Annotated in this window: 14 protein-coding genes, 1 tRNA gene and 1 pseudogene; 8 read left to right on the top strand and 8 right to left on the bottom strand. The window is 49.0% G+C overall.

From position 1 onward, the window contains the following. The first annotated feature begins 53 nt into the window (after positions 1–53). Both hemL and ACEPPX_RS09135 read left to right on the top strand, forming a co-directional pair. Complete coding sequence (hemL, locus tag ACEPPX_RS09140) at positions 54–1,334, top strand: glutamate-1-semialdehyde 2,1-aminomutase (RefSeq protein ID WP_416623784.1); 1,281 nt, start codon at positions 54–56, stop codon at positions 1,332–1,334. A 222-nt stretch (positions 1,335–1,556) separates the two neighbouring features. Next, a tRNA-Phe gene (locus tag ACEPPX_RS09135) sits at positions 1,557–1,632 on the top strand. 205 nt (positions 1,633–1,837) lie between these two features. On the opposite strand, the gene glnA is transcribed toward ACEPPX_RS09135, so the two are convergent. Beyond that, complete coding sequence (gene glnA / locus ACEPPX_RS09130) at positions 1,838–3,256, bottom strand: type I glutamate--ammonia ligase (protein WP_047761739.1); 1,419 nt, start codon at positions 3,254–3,256, stop codon at positions 1,838–1,840. Between the two features lie 451 nt (positions 3,257–3,707). On the opposite strand from glnA, the gene aroE reads away from it, so the two are divergent. Both aroE and mtgA read left to right on the top strand, forming a co-directional pair. Further along, the gene (gene aroE / locus ACEPPX_RS09125) at positions 3,708–4,523 is read left to right on the top strand and encodes a shikimate dehydrogenase (RefSeq protein ID WP_416623763.1); all 816 of its coding nucleotides are present in this window, start codon (positions 3,708–3,710) and stop codon (positions 4,521–4,523) included. Positions 4,524–4,528: 5 nt separating this feature from the next. Further along, positions 4,529–5,212: a monofunctional biosynthetic peptidoglycan transglycosylase gene (gene mtgA / locus ACEPPX_RS09120; protein WP_416623762.1), complete on the top strand. Its 684-nt coding sequence runs from the start codon at positions 4,529–4,531 to the stop codon at positions 5,210–5,212. Positions 5,213–5,520: 308 nt separating this feature from the next. Here mtgA and dapB read toward each other — a convergent pair whose 3' ends face one another. Beyond that, positions 5,521–6,333, bottom strand: coding sequence for a 4-hydroxy-tetrahydrodipicolinate reductase (dapB, locus tag ACEPPX_RS09115; protein ID WP_416623761.1), 813 nt, complete (start codon positions 6,331–6,333; stop codon positions 5,521–5,523). A gap of 12 nt (positions 6,334–6,345) precedes the next feature. After that, positions 6,346–6,726: an outer membrane protein assembly factor BamE gene (locus ACEPPX_RS09110; RefSeq protein ID WP_047761764.1), complete on the bottom strand. Its 381-nt coding sequence runs from the start codon at positions 6,724–6,726 to the stop codon at positions 6,346–6,348. Positions 6,727–6,875: 149 nt separating this feature from the next. Between ACEPPX_RS09110 and fur the strand changes: the two genes are divergently transcribed. The 3 genes from fur (at position 6,876) to dapD (ending at position 9,034) form a co-directional block, all read left to right on the top strand. Then, the gene (gene fur / locus ACEPPX_RS09105) at positions 6,876–7,304 is read left to right on the top strand and encodes a ferric iron uptake transcriptional regulator (RefSeq protein ID WP_082131271.1); all 429 of its coding nucleotides are present in this window, start codon (positions 6,876–6,878) and stop codon (positions 7,302–7,304) included. Between the two features lie 86 nt (positions 7,305–7,390). Then, the gene (aat, locus tag ACEPPX_RS09100) at positions 7,391–8,116 is read left to right on the top strand and encodes a leucyl/phenylalanyl-tRNA--protein transferase (protein ID WP_416623760.1); all 726 of its coding nucleotides are present in this window, start codon (positions 7,391–7,393) and stop codon (positions 8,114–8,116) included. Positions 8,117–8,215: 99 nt separating this feature from the next. Next, positions 8,216–9,034: a 2,3,4,5-tetrahydropyridine-2,6-dicarboxylate N-succinyltransferase gene (gene dapD / locus ACEPPX_RS09095; RefSeq protein WP_047761732.1), complete on the top strand. Its 819-nt coding sequence runs from the start codon at positions 8,216–8,218 to the stop codon at positions 9,032–9,034. Between the two features lie 123 nt (positions 9,035–9,157). Here the strand turns inward: dapD and ACEPPX_RS09090 are convergent, their stop codons facing one another. From ACEPPX_RS09090 to ACEPPX_RS09075, 4 genes and pseudogenes are all read right to left on the bottom strand, one after another. Further along, complete coding sequence (locus tag ACEPPX_RS09090; RefSeq protein WP_416623759.1) at positions 9,158–9,742, bottom strand: uracil-DNA glycosylase family protein; 585 nt, start codon at positions 9,740–9,742, stop codon at positions 9,158–9,160. Positions 9,743–9,816: 74 nt separating this feature from the next. After that, positions 9,817–11,061 (bottom strand): alanine racemase, encoded by a 1,245-nt coding sequence (alr, locus tag ACEPPX_RS09085; protein ID WP_416623758.1) that lies wholly within the window; start codon positions 11,059–11,061, stop codon positions 9,817–9,819. Positions 11,062–12,054: 993 nt separating this feature from the next. Continuing rightward, a pseudogene (locus ACEPPX_RS09080) lies at positions 12,055–13,557 on the bottom strand (SIR2 family protein). 73 nt (positions 13,558–13,630) lie between these two features. Beyond that, positions 13,631–15,925, bottom strand: a complete 2,295-nt coding sequence (locus ACEPPX_RS09075; RefSeq protein WP_416623757.1) for a Tex family protein — start codon at positions 15,923–15,925, stop codon at positions 13,631–13,633. A gap of 230 nt (positions 15,926–16,155) precedes the next feature. Here ACEPPX_RS09075 and ACEPPX_RS09070 point away from each other — a divergent pair, with 230 nt between their 5' ends. Continuing rightward, positions 16,156–17,919, top strand: coding sequence for an acyl-CoA dehydrogenase (locus ACEPPX_RS09070; RefSeq protein WP_416623783.1), 1,764 nt, complete (start codon positions 16,156–16,158; stop codon positions 17,917–17,919). A 111-nt stretch (positions 17,920–18,030) separates the two neighbouring features. On the opposite strand, the gene pyk is transcribed toward ACEPPX_RS09070, so the two are convergent. Beyond that, positions 18,031–19,500, bottom strand: coding sequence for a pyruvate kinase (gene pyk / locus ACEPPX_RS09065; RefSeq protein ID WP_416623756.1), 1,470 nt, complete (start codon positions 19,498–19,500; stop codon positions 18,031–18,033). Between the last annotated feature and the right edge of the window lie 333 nt (positions 19,501–19,833).

Genomic DNA, 19,833 nt, shown 5'->3' with positions numbered 1-19,833 from the left:
GATAGGGATCGGAATTTTATTTTCAGACGGCCTAAATCAAATAAGGAATCATGATGAACCGTAACGAACAACTCTTCAACCGTGCAAAAGCCATTATTCCGGGCGGAGTTAATTCTCCCGTGCGCGCATTCGGTAGTGTGGGCGGCGTACCGCGTTTTATTACCAAAGCCGAAGGAGCTTATGTATGGGATGCCGAGGGTAAGCGTTATATTGATTATGTCGGCTCGTGGGGGCCGGCAATTGTCGGGCATGCGCATCCCGAAGTGGTTGAGGCCGTGCGTGAAGCGGCATTAGGCGGGCTGTCTTTCGGGGCGCCTACCGAAGCGGAAATCGTGATTGCGGAAGAAATCGCTAAAATCGTACCGAGCGTTGAGCAGTTGCGTTTGGTCAGCTCTGGTACTGAAGCTACCATGAGCGCCATCCGTTTGGCGCGTGGTTTTACCGGTCGCGATAAAATCATCAAATTCGAAGGCTGCTATCACGGTCATTCCGATAGCTTGTTGGTAAAAGCAGGCAGCGGCTTGCTGACTTTCGGTAACCCCAGTTCTGCCGGTGTTCCTGCCGATTTCACCAAACATACGTTGGTGTTGTCATATAACGATGTCGCACAATTGGAAGAAACTTTCGCCGCTGTTGGTGATGAGATTGCCTGTGTGATTTTAGAACCTTTTGCCGGCAATATGAATCTGATTAGGCCGTCTGAAAACTTTATCCGTACTTTGCGCGCATTAACGGAAAAACATGGCGCAGTATTGATTTATGATGAAGTGATGACCGGATTCCGCGTAGCATTAGGCGGTGCGCAATCGCTGCATGGTATTAAGCCCGATTTGACTACCATGGGCAAAGTTATCGGCGGCGGCATGCCTTTGGCGGCATTCGGTGGCCGCAAAGATATTATGGCTTGTATTTCACCTTTGGGCGGGGTTTATCAGGCAGGTACATTGTCGGGTAATCCGGTTGCCGTTGCGGCAGGTTTGAAAACCTTGGAAATTATCCAACGCTCCGGCTTCTATGAAACGTTGGCTGACCGTGCCCGGCAACTGACTCAGGGTTTGGAGGAGGCTGCCAAAGCGGCAGGGGTAACTTTCAGTACCGATTTCATCGGCGGTATGTACGGTTTGTATTTTGCGGCGGAACGCCCGAACAGCTATACGGATATGACACGTTCGGATATCGAAGCCTTTAAACGTTTCTTCCATGGAATGCTGGATAAAGGTGTAGCTTTCGGTCCATCGGCATACGAAGCCTGCTTTGTTTCTGCCGTACATACGCCGGAGTTGATAGAAGAAACCGTAGCCATCGCACGGGAAGTGTTCGGCCAATCTGTTTGACATTTGTTTACAGGGGCAGGTATCAAGAATAAAACAGCGGGAGTCAGGCTGAATTGACTGTCCGAACGGTTTTTACTTGAATTACCTGTCTGTATATAATGAATGAGCGTGAAATTATTTTTATAAAAAATAGCCGTTTAGAATTTTAGTTTGCTTTTTTTTAGATAAAAGCTTGCGGATAGCGGGAAATTCTGTTTTAATACGCATCTCTCAGAGAGACAAGGCCAGATAGCTCAGTTGGTAGAGCAACGGATTGAAAATCCGTGTGTCGGCGGTTCGATCCCGCCTCTGGCCACCAAATAAACCGCTTTTAAAAAGCGGTTATTTTTTTGCCTTTTATTTATGTGGTAGAGGATAGAAATAAAGCTTCTGGCTGGAAGTGTACTCCTAACTTTTCAGACGGCTTGTCGGCAAAAAATGAAGATTACAATTTTGAGATAAAAAATATTTGAATAACAAAAAAACCGGGCGGTGTACGCCCGGTTTTTTTATACCGCTTTAGATTACAGAGAATAATACATTTCGAATTCGAGCGGATGAGGTGCCATGCGGATGCGTTTCACATCTTCTTCTTTGAAGGCGATGTAGCTGTCAATCCAATCTTGGCTGAATACACCGCCGCGAGTCAGGAACTCATGGTCTGCCTTCAGGGCGGCCAGCGCTTCTTCTAAAGAAGCGCATACGGTCGGCACCAATGCATCTTCTTCAGGCGGCAGGTCATAAAGGTTTTTATCAGCAGGATCGCCCGGATGGATTTTGTTTTGGATACCGTCCAAACCGGCCATCAACAGGGCGGCAAAGCACAGATAGGGGTTGGCCATCGGATCGGGGAAGCGTGCTTCGATACGACGGGCTTTGCTGCTGGCAACGTGCGGAATGCGGATGGAAGCCGAACGGTTTTTGGCCGAGTAAGCCAGCTTGGTCGGTGCTTCGAAATGAGGAACCAAACGTTTGTACGAGTTGGTGGAAGGATTGGTAATGGCATTCAGAGCTTTGGCATGCTTGATAATGCCGCCGATGTAATAGAGTGCCATTTCGGACAGGCCGGCATAACCGTCGCCCGCAAACAGGTTTTTGCCGTCTTTCCAGATTGATTGGTGAACGTGCATACCTGAGCCGTTGTCGCCCATAATCGGTTTGGGCATGAAGGTGGCTGTTTTGCCGAAATTATGTGCTACGTTGTGGATAACGTATTTCATGTCTTGAGTCCAGTCGGCGCGCTTGGTGAGCGTGCTGAACTTGGTGCCGATTTCCATTTGGCCGGCAGTCGCCACTTCGTGGTGGTGTACTTCGACAGGAATACCGATTTCTTCGAGAATGTTTACGCAGGCAGAGCGCAGGTCTTGCCCTGAATCTACGGGGGCAACCGGGAAGTAGCCGCCTTTTACTGTCGGGCGGTGGCCGGTATTTTGGCCGTCGTAAGAAGTACCGCTTGACCAAGCCGCTTCTTCGGAATGGATTTTATAGCGGGTGCCTTGCATAGAGGTTTCCCACTCGATGCCGTCGAATACGAAGAACTCGGGCTCAGGGCCGAAGAATGCGGTGTCGCCCAAGCCTGAAGATTTCAGGTAGGCTTCGGCGCGTTTGGCGATAGAACGGGGGTCGCGGTCATAGCCTTGGCCGTTTGCGGGATCAATCACATCGCAAGTAATGACAATGGTAGCATCATCATAGAAGGGATCGATATAGGCGGTATCGGCATCGGGCTTTAAAACCATGTCTGATGCTTGGATGCCTTTCCAACCGGCGATAGAAGAGCCGTCGAAGGCTTGGCCGTTTTCGAACCATTCTTCCGGATCTTCCAGTACGATGCGGGCGGGTACGGAAACGTGTTGTTGTTTGCCTTTAGTGTCGGTGAAACGTAGGTCGACGAAGCGGACTTCGTTTTCCTCGATCAGTTTGACAACATCTTTTACAGACATGGTTTTGCTCCTGATTGTTGGGAAGTATTACGATAAAAAGGCTGTTGCATACCGCTATTGTGCCACAAGCATGTCGTTAGAGGCACAGAGATTATGTAAAACATACCGCCGTGAGGTTTTTGTAATTAAACTTCATTTTAGCGGTTTTTGTATTTCAGACGGCCTTTTTCTCCGAAGCCGCCGTCATTCAAATGTTTAAAAGAAATATAAATTCCACTAGAAAAATTGTCAACAATTTATTCAAAAAATTTTATTGTATTACGCGGAGTGATTTTCGTTGGATTTAGTTAAACTACACGAAAGGATAGTGATAAAATCAAACCGCTTTCCATGTGGCAGTTTTATTCAAAAATAATGTAACGACCAAATTAGTGCGGCAAATTTTTTAACGTGCGCCGGTAGGCTAACTTGGTCAGCCTCCTTGCCGATATTCATTAAAGAGAGAAAATTAATGGCGAACCATAAGCCTCGTTATGCTGTTTTTGGCAATCCGATTGCCCATAGTAAATCACCGCAGATTCATGCCCGTTTTGCTTTGCAAGAAGGGGTGGAAATCGAATACGAGCGTATTTGGGCTGATGAAAGCGGTTTTGCAGAGGCAGTGGAAGCTTTTTTTGCAGCAGGAGGTTTGGGGGCAAATGTAACAGTGCCTTTTAAAACTGATGCTTATCACTGGGTGGATGAGCTTTCCGAGCGAGCCCGAGCGGCGGGAGCGGTGAATACGCTGATTCCGTTGGGCGGGGGACGGTTTCGCGGTGAAAATACGGACGGCCTCGGTTTGGTAAATGATATCGTATGCGGTTGTGGTGTGGATTTGGCCGGTAAAAAGATTTTGATATTGGGTGCCGGTGGTGCGGTACGCGGTGTGATTCAACCTATATTGGAGCAAAAGCCGGCAGAAATTGTGATTGCCAACCGTACTGCGGCTAAGGCGGATGGTTTGGCACGGCAGTTTGGTGTGGCGTCTTCGGACTTGGCTGATTTGCCCCATGCTTATTTTGATATCGTGATAAACGGCACTTCAGGCGGTTTGAGCGGGCAACTGCCCGAAATAGATGGGCGCGTGTTGGCTGATTGTGCTTTGGCTTATGATATGGTTTACGGTGCGGCGGCAGAAGCGTTTCTTGAATTTGCCCGTACCAACGGAGCCTGCCAAACAGCCGATGGCTTAGGTATGCTGGTCGGTCAGGCTGCGGCTGCCTATGAGCTATGGCGAGGCTTTGCGCCTGATGCCGATGCGGTTAAAGAATATATGCGGAAAGGTTGAAGGGGATGTTTAAATGGTTGTTGGCACTGCCTTTTGCGGCGGTGATCCTGTTTAATGCCTATGTTTATGGCAACATCATTACATATCGGGCAGTTGCGCCGCAGGCCAGCTCTTTCATGACGATGCGTATGAGTGAGTATCGTCAGGCAGGGAAACAAGTGGCTTTGGATTACCGTTGGGTGGCCTATGACGATATTTCCACTAATTTGAAAAAAGCCTTGATTGCTTCTGAAGATGCCAAGTTTGCCGAACACGGCGGCTTCGATTGGAGCGGGATCCGAAATGCAATGAAGCGTAACCAGAGCAGCGGGCAGGTTAGGGCCGGCGGTTCAACCATCAGCCAGCAGCTCTCGAAAAATCTTTTTTTGAATGACAGCCGCAGTTATATACGTAAAGTGGAAGAGGCTGCGATTACGGCCATGCTGGAGGCGACAACGGATAAAGACCGCATTTTCGCACTATATCTAAATATAATCGAATGGGGGCCGGGTGTGTTCGGAGCGGAAGCCGCTTCACAGTATTTCTTTAAGAAGCCGGCGGTGGGATTAACCAAACAGCAGGCGGCCCAATTAGCGGCGCGTGTGCCGCGACCTTTGTATTATGCGGAAAATCCGCGTGACCGTACGTTACGCAACCGGACTAATATTATTTTACGGCGTATGGGCTCGGCGGAACTGCCGGAAAATTAAAATGCCGCCCTTTGAGAAGATAAGGCCGTCTGAAACTTTCAGACGGCCTTAATTGATTCGTATATTGTATTAGAAAAGCTGATAAACGGTTGGCTGCATAAAACGGATACTTGGTGTTGAAAGATTGTAAAACCGTATTTTGAGTAAAATGGCACCGTGTTGGCCGGTGAAGTATAGAAGTGGTCGGAATAATCTGTTTGGTTTGTGTTACGGCAGATTTGGGTGCTTTAAATTCCCTTAAGGTTACCAACAAAAAATGCCGTCTGAAAGTTTCAGACGGCATTTCATGATGCATATCCATAGTAAGCTTAACTGTTTTTCAGCCCTAAAACGTCTTGCATATCAAACAAGCCTTTATCGTGGGCTCGCAGCCAAACAGCAGCACGCACCGCGCCTGAGGCAAAAGTCATGCGGCTGCTGGCTTTGTGGGTAATTTCTACCCGCTCACCGTCGGTAGCGAACAATGCCGTATGGTCGCCGACAATATCGCCTGCACGCACGGTGGCGAAACCGATGGTCGATGGGTCACGAGGGCCGGTATGGCCTTCGCGGCCATAAACGGCGCATTCTTTCAAATCACGGCCTAGCGCAGCGGCAACCACTTCTCCCATCCGCAGAGCGGTACCGCTGGGGGCGTCGACTTTATGGCGGTGGTGGCCTTCAATGATTTCAATGTCGTAACCTTCGTTGAGTACGCGGGCGACAGTGTCGAGTACGTGGAAAGTCAGGTTGACGCCCACGCTGAAATTGGCAGCAAATACAATGGCGGTTTTTTCCGCCGCCGCTGCAATCGCAGCTTTGCCCGCATCATCGAAGCCGGTGGTGCCGATAATCATCTTCACACCGTGTTGCACACATTTTTGCAGATGGCCGAGTGTAGGCTCGGGACGGGTGAAGTCGATTAATACGTCGCTTACGGCCAAAACGGCATCAACATCGCTGCTGATGGCAACGCCGGTTTTAATGCCTATAGCGTAGCCTGCATCAAGGCCGAGGGCTTCGGAGGCTGTATGTTCGAGTGCGCCGCTCAATACGGTATCGGGATGTTTGCTGACGGCTTCAATCAATACGCGGCCCATACGGCCGTTCGCGCCGGCAATGGCGATTTTCAACTGAGTCATAAAAATTCCTGTTTACGGATTGGCCTCGGAGGCAGTTTCGGTTTTTAACTGCTCGATGGCATATTCGATGGCATTACCTTCGGCACGGGTCAATCGGTCATCGGTGAAAAAGAGTGTAAGGGTACGCTGTTCTTCCAAAACACCATTACGTGCGGTGTTGTAAGTGTAGTCCCAACGGTCGGCATGAAACGGATCGCGCAGCAGCGGGGTACCGAGCAGTAGTTGCACTTGGTCGCGGCTCATACCCGGTTGCAGGGAAACCACCGCGCGCGGATCAAGCTGGTTTCCTTGCACGACTTGCAGCTTGTAAGAGGGGAAGTTGGAAACACGCTCGACTGAGCAGGCAGCCAGGCCGAGAAGGGCCGCCAAAGCTAGGCATAATGGTTTGTTCACGATGTTACCTTTCATGCGGTAGATGAGGTTTTAGGTTAGCGCGTATCGAAAATTTCGACAATTGAAAACCTTTATCATCTGATAGTGGGCAAAGCTGCTAAAAATGCGTATTATAACGACAATTATACTACACGGGTATGGAAACCATTATGGACAGCAATATCGCTCAATTAAAAGACAGCGGCCTGAAAGTGACCGGCCCGCGTTTGAAGATTTTGGATTTGTTCGAGCAGCATGCCGAAGAGCATTTGAGTGCCGAAGACGTTTACCGTATTTTGTTGGACGAAGGCATTGAAATCGGTGTGGCGACTATCTACCGCGTACTGACCCAATTCGAACAGGCCGGTATTTTGCTGCGCCATCACTTCGAAACCGGCAAAGCGGTATATGAATTGAATGCCGGCGGTCACCATGATCATATCGTTTGCGTAAAATGCGGTAAGGTTACCGAATTCCACAACGACGAAATCGAAAAACTGCAAGATAAAATCGCAGAAGAAAATGGTTACCGCATTGTTGATCATGCGCTGTATATGTACGGCGTATGCAGCGAGTGTCAGAAAAAAGACAAACGCTGAGCCTGTATTGTGCAAATGTTTCAGGCGGCCCGGGCGGAACGGTTCAGGCCGTCTGAAAATATATTGGTAAGGCCCGATTGGAAACTATGGATATTCCTGTGTTGGATCCCGGCATACCGTTCTTTCCCGATGCGGCGGAGGCAGTGGCACGGAGAGAGGGTTTGGTGGCGGTGGGCGGAAGTTTGCGCCCCGAATGGCTGCTGACGGCTTATCCGCAAGGTATTTTCCCGTGGTTTTCAGAGGGCGAACCGATTTGCTGGTGGGCGTTGGCACCGCGTACCGTGCTTTATCCTGATAAACTGCATATCGGCCGTTCATTGGCTAAAACACTGCGTAACAAGCCTTATGTGGTTACTGTTAACCGTGCGTTTGCCGAAGTGGTTGCCGCTTGTGCCGCCGCATCCAGGCCGGGGCAAAACGGTACTTGGATTACCCGTCGGATGCGTCAGGCTTATGAGGAGTTGCACCGTATCGGACACGCCCATTCTTTCGAATGCTGGTATCCTGATGGGGAAGGCTGTTTGAAATTGGCAGGCGGACTATATGGCGTACAAATCGGCAGCGTGTTTTTCGGTGAGTCTATGTTTGCCGCTGTTTCCGATGCCAGTAAAATAGCTTTTGCCCGAGCCGTACCTTATTTGGCGCAATGCGGTATAAAAATGATTGATTGCCAAATGGATACCGAGCATTTGGCACGGTTCGGTTCTGAAAACGTCGGCTTCGAATATTTTCAGACGGCATTGCAGCAGCTGACCGTGCAGCCGTTACAGCGTCCACTGCTTACCGAGACCATATTTTCCAACATCGGTTAAGTGGAAAAATTTTACCCGGCGGCTATTTAGTTGCTCAATAATACGATTTCAAAACAAGCACATTGTGCTTTTGATTAATCTCATTTCCAAGGAAGATTTATGTCATTACAAAATATTATCGAAACCGCGTTTGAAAACCGCGCCGATATCACTCCGGCCAGCGTTAGCGCCGAAGTCAAAGAAGCCGTATTGGAAACCCTGCGTCAGCTTGATTCGGGCGCGTTGCGTGTGGCCGAGAAAAAAGACGGTCAATGGGTTGTGAACGAATGGGCGAAAAAAGCCGTATTACTTTCTTTCCGTATCCAAGACAACGAAGTCCAAAACGACGGCGTAAACAAATATTTCGATAAAGTGCCGACTAAGTTTGCCGATTGGAACGAAGAAGAGTTTAAAGCCGCCGGTTTTCGTGCCGTACCCGGTGCAGTTGCCCGTCGCGGCAGCTTCGTGGCCAAAAACGTTGTATTGATGCCTTCATATGTGAATATTGGTGCCTACGTAGACGAAGGCACGATGGTTGATACTTGGGCTACCGTAGGCTCTTGCGCCCAAATCGGTAAAAACGTACACCTTAGCGGCGGTGTGGGTATCGGCGGTGTATTGGAACCGCTTCAGGCTTCGCCAACCATCATCGAAGACAACTGCTTTATCGGTGCGCGTTCGGAAATCGTGGAAGGCGTGATCGTTGAAGAAGGCAGCGTGATTTCTATGGGCGTATACATCGGCCAATCTACTAAAATTTACGACCGTGAAACCGGTGAAATCCACTATGGCCGCGTACCGGCAGGTTCGGTGGTGGTATCCGGCAGCTTGCCCAGCAAAGACGGCAGCCACAGCTTGTATTGCGCCGTAATTGTGAAAAAAGTGGATGCGCAAACCCGTGCTAAAACCAGCGTAAACGAATTATTGCGCGGCGTGTAATATCTGTATTGCACAGCAATGATGAAAAAATGCCGTCTGAAAACTTTTCAGACGGCATTTTCAATGGAAAGTTGGTTAACCAAGCCAATTCTAACAGCACGGTGTGAAAATATACCGGGAAATTTACAGCAAACCCACAGCTCTAAAAAATGCTGCATACGCTTCGGCTTTTTTCACCAAAGGCAAAGGATAGGCTCGCGAAGAAGAGGGCAAACGGAATAACTGCAATGCACGCCCGGCAAATACCGTTTCCGAGCATTGACCTATAACAGGCTTAGCCGTTTCAGGCGGCATCATCGTCAGCAGCGTTTCGGTTGCCAAATCGCCGGTTGTCATCACCGCCTTGCATTGTGGTATGGCTGCCAATAAAGCCGCCAAATCCACGGGTTCGACAATCTGTAAAAACTTATCCGCCGCATTGCCCTGCAAACGCCGTACCTGATAGCCCGTATCGCTGATGGCAATGCCTTTTTCAATGAGAAAATTCCGAATCAGTGCCTCTTTAAAAGCCTTGCCGCCTGCTTCGACGAAATAATCTTTGTCTGCAAAAAATACCAAGCCGAAGATCCGCCACATATCGTTTTGGAAGTTCGGATAATAAAAATCCATTTTCCAGCGCACACGCGGCGGTGGAAACGAGCCGAGCATCAATAGCTTGGCATGAGCAGGCAGAAAGGGGGGTAATGGATGGGTTTCTATTTCGTTCATTTTTTTCAGACGGCCTGCTGCCGATTTCTCGGCAGCACGGCTATGTCGATATTGTTTTTAAAAATCACAAAGGCTTACTGTTCGGCGGGTTTGGGCAGTTTGGGGTTGGAGTTGCCCCATACGGTGTATAAATCAGCCAACAGGGCGTCGTTGATTTCCTCTACTTCGCTTTGCGTGATTTCCGCGTTGCCTTGTTTGCCGAAAATCACCACTTCGTCATCCGCCTGAATATCGGGAAAATCGGTTACATCAACCATCGTCGTATTCATAGACACTTTGCCGACTACCGGCACTTTATGGCCGCGGATTAACACATGACCTTTGTTGGTGAATACGCGGCGGTAGCCGTCTGAATAGCCGAAGGGCAGGTTGGCCAGGCGCGAATCGCGTGTTAGGGTGAAGGTGCGGTCGTAGCCTACCGTGCTGCCTTTGGGATATGAGTTGACACTGCCGACTTTGGTTTTGAACGACATAATATATTCATACTCCGGCCGCTCGTATACCGGCTCGCCAAACAAAATACCGCCCGGGCGCACCATATCGTACCAGCCCTCAGGCACTTCCAACGATACAAACGAATTGGCGGCGTGAATGGTTAATTTTTTACGGTCGAGTTTGGCATACCGTACCAACCATTTCCAATCGCTGTCGAAAACCTTCAAGCCTTTTTTCACATCGTCTTTATCCTCTACCGGAAAATGCGTCATGATGCCGGCGATTTGCAGGTTCGGCAGTTTCGTGATGGCTACGGCTTCTTTTTTGCCGGTGGTAGACGACATATCCAAGCCGTTACGGTCCATGCCCGCCGAGTTGAGCGACAGATGGAAACGCAGTTTCTTACCCGCTTGTGCCGCCAACCGGTCTGCGGCTTGCGCTTGGTTTAAATTGCCGAACAGCTCTTCCATATCATATTTCAGGCCGTCTTTGATCTCGCCTAAAGAAGCCGTGCGCACCCGTGCGATCACACCTTGGTAACCGTGCGCACGTGCAACCCGCGCTTCTTCGTTGCTGGCGATGCCGATGCAGGGGATATCGTGTTTGATGATTTCGGGCATCAGCAAATCAATGCCGTTGCCGTAAGCGTCGGCTTTTAAAATAGCGCAGATTTTTGCTTTGCCGTTGAGGTGTTTTTTCATGGCTTCGAGATTACGCCCATAAGCGGCAGTATCGATTTCCAGCCAAGCGTTGGTATTGTCGCGGGTAACTTTCGAGGGCTGCTCGGAGGCAACGGTAAGCGGCGGGGCGGCCAATGCAGGAGCGCCAAGTAATGCAGCACTGATGCAGACAGCCAGAATTTTCGGTAAATGGGGTACAGACATCGTGTTTCTCCTTTTTAAAATAGAAAATAGGTGAAATGATTGGCAATATGGTATGAAAATAATTTGGGAACGCCGAGTGCTGCTTGAGAAATGTAGAGATTAAAAGTATCTTTTATTATCTGCAATATATTCAGATTAGGAATTCGAGTATGAATTAAGGCGGGTAAATATTTTTTAAGTAACCTATGGTCAATAATTCGGCAATATCACTTTCTCTCTGTTGTTCTTTTGATACCCGTCTAGCGGCATCGTAGAGTTCATATTCGTTCTCTGCTTTGTTATCCGCTTGCTTTTTAATGATTTTACCTGTTCCTTAAAAACATCACGGTCATTGAAAGCCAAAACATGATCCAGTTTTCTATCCAATCACGCAGGAAAACCTGTCTTTTGCGTATGGCTTGAACTTCGGTAAAATTCAGCTACATGGACACGATTCAGTTAATTGACTAATTTCGGTTTTATTCAAATAATTTAGAGCCTTTATTAATATCTTGTTTCCGTACTTATCTGCCGCTGATATGCTGCGTCAGCCCCATCAAAGGTTTGCTGGCAATCGGCACGCTGATAAAACAATTCGGCGGCAGTTTTCCCAGTAGCGGCAAAATGTAAAAATTAGCTTGTTTTGTATAATTTTGGAAAATTGTATGTTTTCGTTAAAGTATTGTCTACTGGTGGAATTGTATGCTACGAGGTGAACCAAGCGGTAGCCGACGACAATAATCATCGGCTGAGAGTAATGCTTCAACTGCCGTTTTACTTCGCGTCCACCTTGGGGTTGAACTTGTAAGAATTCTTTGCAAGTTGCTGTTTTACTGATTTCATTCTCCTAGTAAATAGCACGAATTATGTTGGGTAGCCGATTGCGTGAACCAAAGTTGACTTCCCAATTTGCGTAGAGCAAATTGGGCTAGGCCGTCTGAAGTGGTGTAGAGGATTAGGGTGTTGTTAGCCATAAGTTAAGTAGGAGAGATGAATATAAAGCTATTATTCAATTTATTTGGCATCGGCATATTGCTTATAATCAAACATACAGAGTAATTTTTTGTATTCAGTGTTTTTTTTATTCTCAAAGTTTTTAAGATAATCAATGACTTCGTCTTTCGAAAGTTTATCATGCCAGATACTCCAAGCAATTGCCCCATTTTTATATGTTGCAGAAATATTTTCATCATTAAGGATATCTTTAATAGAACAATGGTTATTTTTGCAGGGCTCTTTCATATCTCTAATAAAAGTTTCTAGTTTATTTTTTTGCTATTCTTTTAACGTACCTTCTTCCTGAATTTCTGTGCAAATTTTACTAAAGCCATAAATTGGGAAATATTGGGTAGAAGTTATTCTCTGTTTATTTATCAGGCCTAATATTTGCGAATCTTCCTCCTCAATAATTTTAAAATAATTAGACATCATTTCAGAGGTTGTTTGAAATTCGTATTTGATCGTTTTAGTTGATCCAATGGCAACTACTTTATCACTATTGTTCAAGCTATCCATATCCTCGGTAAAGTTAACCTTAATATTTCCTCCTGTATATATTTCTTTAGCTACTGATTGAAATTTACGAATATCCATTGCTGAAATTGGTAAGGTTAATGAGGAAAGAGCTTTATAAATCTGGGAGAAATTATCTGTTTTTATCTTGTTAATTCGTATGGTTGAGAATCCTGTTATGTCAATATCATGTTCGGTAATATCTTGATTATTTGAATTGGGTTCATATTCTACAAGTAAAAAATTACTTCGAATTTTTCTTGCTGTATCAGAATTAGATTCTACATATGTAAAAATTGTTTTTAAGATTTCTTTAATATTTTCGTCGCCAACGTTATATCCTAAAAATATAATTGGATTATGGATAAAAAGAGATAGAAGTTGTGCTCTTATAAGTTCATATTTTTCTTTAAATTGTTTGTAATCAGTCTGTGTGATAATAATTTTTGATGGGTTGTCAACGCATCCATGTATTTTATATATTGAACCATAGGGGTTGCTAAGAAGAATATCATTCCCAATCAGAGGATTGAATTCAAAAATATCCTGTGCTAAATTATCGTAATTTGTTGTTATAATTGACCCAACATTTTTTCTCGCTTTTTTTAATTCTTCTAATTCTATATTAGAATTTTCTTTGTATTCTAATTCAGAAAGGAGTTTGGATATATAAATTTTAAACCTACTTAATGGTTTTCCTTGGCGCATGCTATCAAAAAATTTGTCATTTATTTCTTTGAAATATCCATTGGGATCTTTTTCTAGAATTTCATTAAATTTACTTTCTAATTCTTCTGCAATTAATTCATATTTGAAATTTCCATTTTCTGAGTTTCGTGATTTTATATTCAAATATTCTTTATCGTCGCCAAATAGATCAATTGCAATTTTATATAATAAGCTATCCCAAGTATATGAGTTTTTTAAATATCTTAAACTCATTCCTGTTCCAATAAATAAAACTGGATGATTTGTATATGCTGACATGAATTCTTGTATGTTCATAAATTTTGATTTCTATAATGTGTTTTAAGTTTTAGGTTTATATCAACCTACGGGTTTATTTTTTCAGATAGTCTTATCTTTTTAACTTCGCAAACGCATCCGCCATAGCCGAGTTTGCAAGGGTATTGTTGCGTTCGTTTTTTAAGCCGCCGGAATGTTTTTGGTGGCGGTTTCGGGTTTCAGACGGCCTTTCGCTGTGTTTGCCCGATGTTCCTGCTTCATCATCCAGCCGCATAGTGAGTGCGATGCGTTTGCGGGCGGCATCTACTTCGACTACTTTCACTTTTACTACGTCGCCGGCTTTTACCACTTCGCGCGGGTCGGAAACGAATTTGTTTGACAGGGCGGAGATGTGGACGAGGCCGTCTTGGTGTACGCCGATATCGACGAATGCGCCGAAGTTGGCAACGTTGCTTACCACGCCTTCGAGAATCATGCCGGGCTTTAAATCGCTGATTTCGTTGATGCCTTCGGCAAATGTGGCCGTCTGAAACTCGCCGCGCGGATCGCGCCCGGGTTTTTCTAGTTCGGCGAGGATATCCATAACGGTGGGCAGGCCGAATTGTTCGGTAGTGTACTGGGTGGGTTTGATTTGTTTGATTTTTTCGCGGTTGCCGATCAGATCTGCGGCTTGGATGTGCAGATCATCGAGCATACGGGCGACTAAGGGATAGGCTTCGGGGTGGACGGCGCTGGCATCCAGCGGTTCTTTACCGCCGTTGATGCGTAAAAAGCCGGCGGCCTGTTCGTAGGTTTTTTCACCGAGGCGCGGTACTTTCAGCAGTTGGCGGCGGCTGTCAAATGCGCCGTGTTCATCGCGGTAGGCAACGATATTTTGGGCAAGCGTGCTGTTGAGGCCGGAGATGCGGGCAAGCAGCGGTACGGAGGCGGTATTCACGTCCACACCGACGGCGTTAACGCAGTCTTCTACGACGGCATCCAGTGATTTGGCAAGCTGGCTTTGGTTGACGTCGTGTTGGTACTGGCCGACGCCGATGGATTTGGGGTCGATTTTCACCAGTTCGGCCAGCGGGTCTTGCAGGCGGCGGGCGATGGAGACGGCGCCGCGCAGGGAAACGTCTAAATCGGGAAATTCTTTGGCGGCCAGCTCGGAGGCGGAGTAGATGGATGCGCCTGCTTCGGAAACAACGATTTTATGCAGCTGCATTTCGGGCAGGCCTTTTACCAGCTCGGCTGCGATTTTATCGGTTTCGCGGCTGGCGGTGCCGTTGCCGATGGCGATCAGTTTCACTTGATGCTTTTTAATCAGGTTTGCCAAAGCAGCCAACATATTGTTTTCTTGGTGCAGATATACGATGACGGTATCCAAGAGTTTGCCGGTATCGCTGACAACGGCGCATTTCACACCGTTGCGGTAGCCGGGGTCTAGGCCGAGGGTGGTCAGGCGGCCGGCGGGGGCGGCCAGCAGCAGGTCTTTGAGGTTGCGGGCGAATACGGTGATGGCATCGGTATCGGCGTTTTCTTTCAGGCGGTTGAAGGCTTCCAGCTCGAGGGAGAGAAAGATTTTGGCGCGCCAGGCCAAACGCACGGTGTCGCGTAACCATTTGTCGGCGGGGCGGCCTTTATCGTCGATGTTGAAGTGTCGGGCGATCAGTTGTTCGTATTCGCTTTGCTCGGTAATCGGGGTTTCGTCGGGTTGGTATTTCAAGGCCGTCTGAAGAATACCTTCGTTGCGTCCGCGCAATACGGCTAAGGCGCGGTGGCTGGGCATGGTGCGGACGGCTTCGCGGTGGTCGAAGTAATCGGTGAATTTTTCGCCTTCGTTTTCTTTGCCGGCGATTACTTGGGCGTGAATCTCGGCTTCGGCCCACAGTTTTTCGCGCAGACGGCCGATCAGCTCGGCATCTTCGGCAAATTGTTCCATCAGGATGGCGCGTGCGCCGTCCAGTGCGGCTTTGGTATCGGGTACGTTGTCGCCCAAATAGGCTTGGGCAGCGGTTTCGGGATTTTCAGACGGCGTGGTTAAGAGTAGGTCGGCCAAGGGCTGCAAGCCGTTTTCACGGGCGATTTGCGCTTTGGTGCGACGCTTGGGTTTGTAGGGCAGGTAGAGGTCTTCAAGGGTGGTTTTATTGTCGGCGGCTTCAATGGCGGCTTGCAGTTCGGGCGTGAGTTTGCCTTGCTCTTCAATGCTTTTTAATACGGTGGCTTTGCGCTCTTGCAGTTCGCGCAGGTATTGCAGCCGCTCGGCCAGGGTGCGCAGTTGGCTGTCGTCCAACACGCCGGTGGCCTCTTTGCGGTAACGGGCGATAAAGGGAACGGTGGCGCCTTCGTCCAGCAGTTCGACGGCGGCGGTGATTTGGGCGGTGGTGGCGGAAAGTTCGTTGGCGAGGATTTGGGTAATGTTCATTATCTGAATTAATAGTGTTATTGGAAAAAAGTAAGCATAACGGGCAGGGCGGGATTTGTCATCTGCAAGAGGCCGTCTGAAAAATACATTTTTATCGGAGCTTGGCGGCTAGATTAAAACTAGAGATCCGACTCCAAAAAAGTTGTGAAAAATGCGGGTGTTCGGCTTTGCAGGCGATAGGTTTGCGGCTAAAGTATCCGGCATCCCAAGAATAAGTTATCGGAGAAATGATGAATTACCAAGTGCCTTTAAATGAATTGCGTTTTGCCCTGCGGGTACACGGCAGCTTGCCTGAAGTGTTGGCTTTGCCTTCTTCAGACGGCCTCGATGCCGACACGGTGGATGCGGTGCTGGAGGAGGCCGCTAAGTTTGCCGAGCAGGTATTGGCGCCGACCAACCGTACGGGCGATTTGAACGGTGCCAAGCTGGTGTCGGGCAAGGTGGAGACTCATCCCGATTTGGTGCGCGCTTATGAGGAATACCGCGATGCGGGCTGGATTGGCTTGCGTGCGCCTGCCGAATACGAAGGACAGGGGTTGCCGGCGGTAGTGGCGGCGGCTTGCGAGGAAATGTGGTGTGCGGCGAATTTGTCGTTCTCGTTGCTGCCGATGTTGACTTTGGGCGCGGTAGAAGCTTTGCTGAATCATGCCGACGAAGCGCAAAAGCAGACTTATCTGCCCAAGATGAGCCAAGGCTTATGGAGCGGCACCATGAATCTCACCGAACCGAATGCGGGTACGGATTTGGGGCAGGTGGCGGCAAAAGCCGTGCCGAAAGAAAACGGCGCGTATGCGGTGAGCGGTCAAAAAATCTTCATTACTTGGGGCGAGCAGGAAATTACCGAAAATATCGTGCATTTGGTGTTGGCACGCTTGCCCGATGCATCGGCGGGCGTGAAGGGCATTTCGCTGTTTATCGTACCGAAGTTTTTGTTGGATGCCGAGGGTAATCCTGGCGAACGCAACCGGGTGTCGGTGGTAGGATTGGAACATAAACTGGGTATTCATGCCAGCCCCACTTGCGTGATGCAGTTCGACGAAGCCGAAGGCTATTTGGTCGGTGAGGCAGGCAAGGGTTTGGCGTATATGTTTACCATGATGAACCATGCGCGCTTGGGTGTGGGCATCGAAGGGCATGCGGTGGCGCAGCGGGCTTACCAAAATGCGTTGGCCTATGCCAAAGAGCGCGTACAAAGCCGCGGCATCGGCGGGCAAAGCCAAGCACCGGTAGCGATTATCAACCACCCCGACGTACGCCGTATGCTGCTGGTACAAAAAGCGACGCTTGCCGCGCAGCGTGCGCTGTATATGCGGGCGGCGGCCTGTATCGATACCATGCACGGGCATGAAGACGAGGCCGTGCGTGCCGAAGCTTCAGCCGTATTGGATTTTCTGATTCCGATTGTGAAGGCATGGAATACCGATAACGGTACGGTGTTGACTAATATGGCGATGCAGGTGTTCGGCGGTATGGGCTATATAGAGGAAACCGGCATGGCGCAATATGTGCGCGATGTACGGATTACGCCGATTTACGAAGGTACGAACGGTATTCAGGCTTTGGATCTGATCGGCCGCAAAACCGCCGCTAATAATGGAAAAACCGCCGAACTGCTATTGGCGGAAGGCGAAAGTGTTGCGCAGGAAATCGCCGCACAAGCCCCGGTAATGGCAGAATCACTCCGTCAAGCATTGACTTTGGCACGGCAAAGCGTGGCGGCGGTTGTGGCGCAGATGGCGGAAACACCCGAATTGGCAGCAGCGGTTTCGCATGCCTATCTGCATCAGATGGGCTGTGCTTTAGGAGCGGTGGCAATGGCGCGCCATTGGCTGGCGGCTCAAAACGAAGCGGTTGGGGAGGAAGAGTTTTATGCGGCCGAGCGGCATACGGCGCAGGTTTACTTTGCTTATGTGCTGCCGCAGATACAAACTTATGCGGCACAAGTGGTGAACGGCGGCGAAACCTTGATGGCCGTGCCTTTGTCGGCGTTTTGATACTGGACAAAAGGCCGTCTGAAAAATCATACGGAGATTTCCCCATAAAAAAGCAGGCTTGGATGCCTGCTTTTTCTTTTGCCGTGTTTTCAGACGGCCTGTAATGGTGATTTACAGAACGCGGAAAATTTGCAGCGTATCGGTACTGCCGCTCTCGCGCATACGCGAACCGCTGGTGATGATGTATTGGTCGCCGCTGTGTAAAACATTGCGTTCCAACAGCATGGCTTCTACTTCGTCCAAGGCGGTGTCGTGGTTGGTGCTGGTGGCCAAACGTAGCGGACGCACGCCGCGGTACATGGCCATACGGCGTTGGGCGGAAATACTGGGGGTGAGTGCGTAAATCGGCAGTTGGATGCTGTGGCGGCTGATTTCGAAGGCGGTGCTGCCGCTTTCCGTCAGCGCGACAATCGCTTTGGCTCCGATGGCGCGGGCGACTTGTACGGCACCGCTGGCAATCGCCAAGTTGGGGCTGACGGCGGCTTCTTGGTGTACGTCTTCCACACCGTTGAGAGAATCTTGTTCGGCTTCGGCGGCGGCACAGATAATCGCCATTTGGCGCACGGTTTCAAACGGATAGGCACCGATGGCGGTTTCGGCGGAACACATCACCGCGTCGGTTCCGTCCAGCACCGCATTGGCAACGTCGCTAACTTCGGCGCGCGTCGGCACGGGGTTGGTAATCATGCTTTCCATCATTTGTGTGGCGGTGATGCTGAAGCGGCGCAGTTCGCGGGCGCGTTTGATCATGCGTTTTTGCAGGGCGGGAACGGCGGCATTGCCTACCTCTACCGCCAAATCGCCACGGGCAACCATGATGCCGTCTGAAGCCAGAATGATTTCATCGAGGTTGGCAATGGCTTCCACGCGCTCGATTTTGGCTACCAAGCCCGGGCGTACGGCATCGCTGCCTTGCATTTCCTGTTCGACCAAATTGCGGGCAATCTGCATATCTTCGGCAGATTTTACAAAGCTGACGGCCAGATAGTCGCAACCGATGGAAACGGCGGTTTTGAGGTCGCGGAAATCTTTTTCGGTAAGCGCGCCGGCGGAAAGACCGCCGCCTTGTTTGTTGATGCCTTTGTTGGATTTCAGTTTGTGGCTGTTTTGTACGGTAGTGAGGATTTCATGGCCGCGTACTTCGTCTACGGTTAGTGTAAGCAGGCCGTCGTCCAGTAGCAGAATATCGCCCGGTTTGACGTCGTCGGGCAGGTTGCGGTAATCCAGGCCGACGCGTTCGCGGTTGCCTTCGCCTTCCAGTGCGGCATCAAGCAGCAACTTTTCACCGGCATTGAGTTCGATAAAGCCGTTTTCCAGTTTGCCGACACGGATTTTGGGGCCTTGCAGGTCGGCCATAATGGCGACTTCGCGTCCGGCACGGCGGGCGGCTTCGCGGACGATTTCGGCATTTTCGCGGTGGAATTCGGCGGTGCCGTGGCTGAAGTTGAAGCGGACGACGTTTAGCCCGCCGACGCGGATCATATCTTCGAGCAGCTCGACGTTGTTGCTGCCCGGACCCAGTGTGGCAACGATTTTGGTGTTGTGGCGGATGCGGGTGAGGTCGCGGATAGGTTTGCTCATACGGCTATTCCTTCAATAGGACTCGGTTTGGGTTTGTGAGGTTTAATACACCGTTGCAATACGGTGCCAAATCATTTGGTTTTCTGATGAACCGCCATCGTAGTGGCATAGGTTTGTGCAACCGGTGGATGGCGAAAGTCCGTTTATATTTTGGCGGGATGTTTGATTGCCGGCGGGGTATGCGGGTTGCGTAAAATCTTGGTGAAATTTTAACCTGAAAATTTAGATCACAGTTATAAAATTACAGTTTTTTATGATTTAGGCCAAGGTAGGCAAAAGAGTGGGGATCGAAAAAGTTTGGGTAATTCTATAATTTGAGAAAAAGGTATTTGT

The organism is Neisseria sp. S1, assembly GCF_048060015.1.
Classification (GTDB): domain Bacteria; phylum Pseudomonadota; class Gammaproteobacteria; order Burkholderiales; family Neisseriaceae; genus Neisseria; species Neisseria arctica.
Note: the sequence above shows the minus strand (reverse complement) of the source record. Positions and strands in the feature narration are given on the sequence as shown.

What these genes read in the sequence shown, in the direction of transcription:
- ACEPPX_RS09075 (WP_416623757.1), bottom strand. Translation starts at nt 15,925, where the DNA reads ATGAACATTACCCAAATCCTCGCCAACGAACTTTCCGCCACCACCGCC.
- ACEPPX_RS09090 (WP_416623759.1), bottom strand. Translation starts at nt 9,742, where the DNA reads ATGAACGAAATAGAAACCCATCCATTACCCCCCTTTCTGCCTGCTCAT.
- aroE (WP_416623763.1), top strand. Translation starts at nt 3,708, where the DNA reads ATGGCGAACCATAAGCCTCGTTATGCTGTTTTTGGCAATCCGATTGCC.
- pyk (WP_416623756.1), bottom strand. Translation starts at nt 19,500, where the DNA reads ATGAGCAAACCTATCCGCGACCTCACCCGCATCCGCCACAACACCAAA.
- dapB (WP_416623761.1), bottom strand. Translation starts at nt 6,333, where the DNA reads ATGACTCAGTTGAAAATCGCCATTGCCGGCGCGAACGGCCGTATGGGC.
- glnA (WP_047761739.1), bottom strand. Translation starts at nt 3,256, where the DNA reads ATGTCTGTAAAAGATGTTGTCAAACTGATCGAGGAAAACGAAGTCCGC.
- aat (WP_416623760.1), top strand. Translation starts at nt 7,391, where the DNA reads ATGGATATTCCTGTGTTGGATCCCGGCATACCGTTCTTTCCCGATGCG.
- alr (WP_416623758.1), bottom strand. Translation starts at nt 11,061, where the DNA reads ATGTCTGTACCCCATTTACCGAAAATTCTGGCTGTCTGCATCAGTGCT.
- fur (WP_082131271.1), top strand. Translation starts at nt 6,876, where the DNA reads ATGGACAGCAATATCGCTCAATTAAAAGACAGCGGCCTGAAAGTGACC.
- ACEPPX_RS09070 (WP_416623783.1), top strand. Translation starts at nt 16,156, where the DNA reads ATGAATTACCAAGTGCCTTTAAATGAATTGCGTTTTGCCCTGCGGGTA.
- hemL (WP_416623784.1), top strand. Translation starts at nt 54, where the DNA reads ATGAACCGTAACGAACAACTCTTCAACCGTGCAAAAGCCATTATTCCG.
- dapD (WP_047761732.1), top strand. Translation starts at nt 8,216, where the DNA reads ATGTCATTACAAAATATTATCGAAACCGCGTTTGAAAACCGCGCCGAT.
- mtgA (WP_416623762.1), top strand. Translation starts at nt 4,529, where the DNA reads ATGTTTAAATGGTTGTTGGCACTGCCTTTTGCGGCGGTGATCCTGTTT.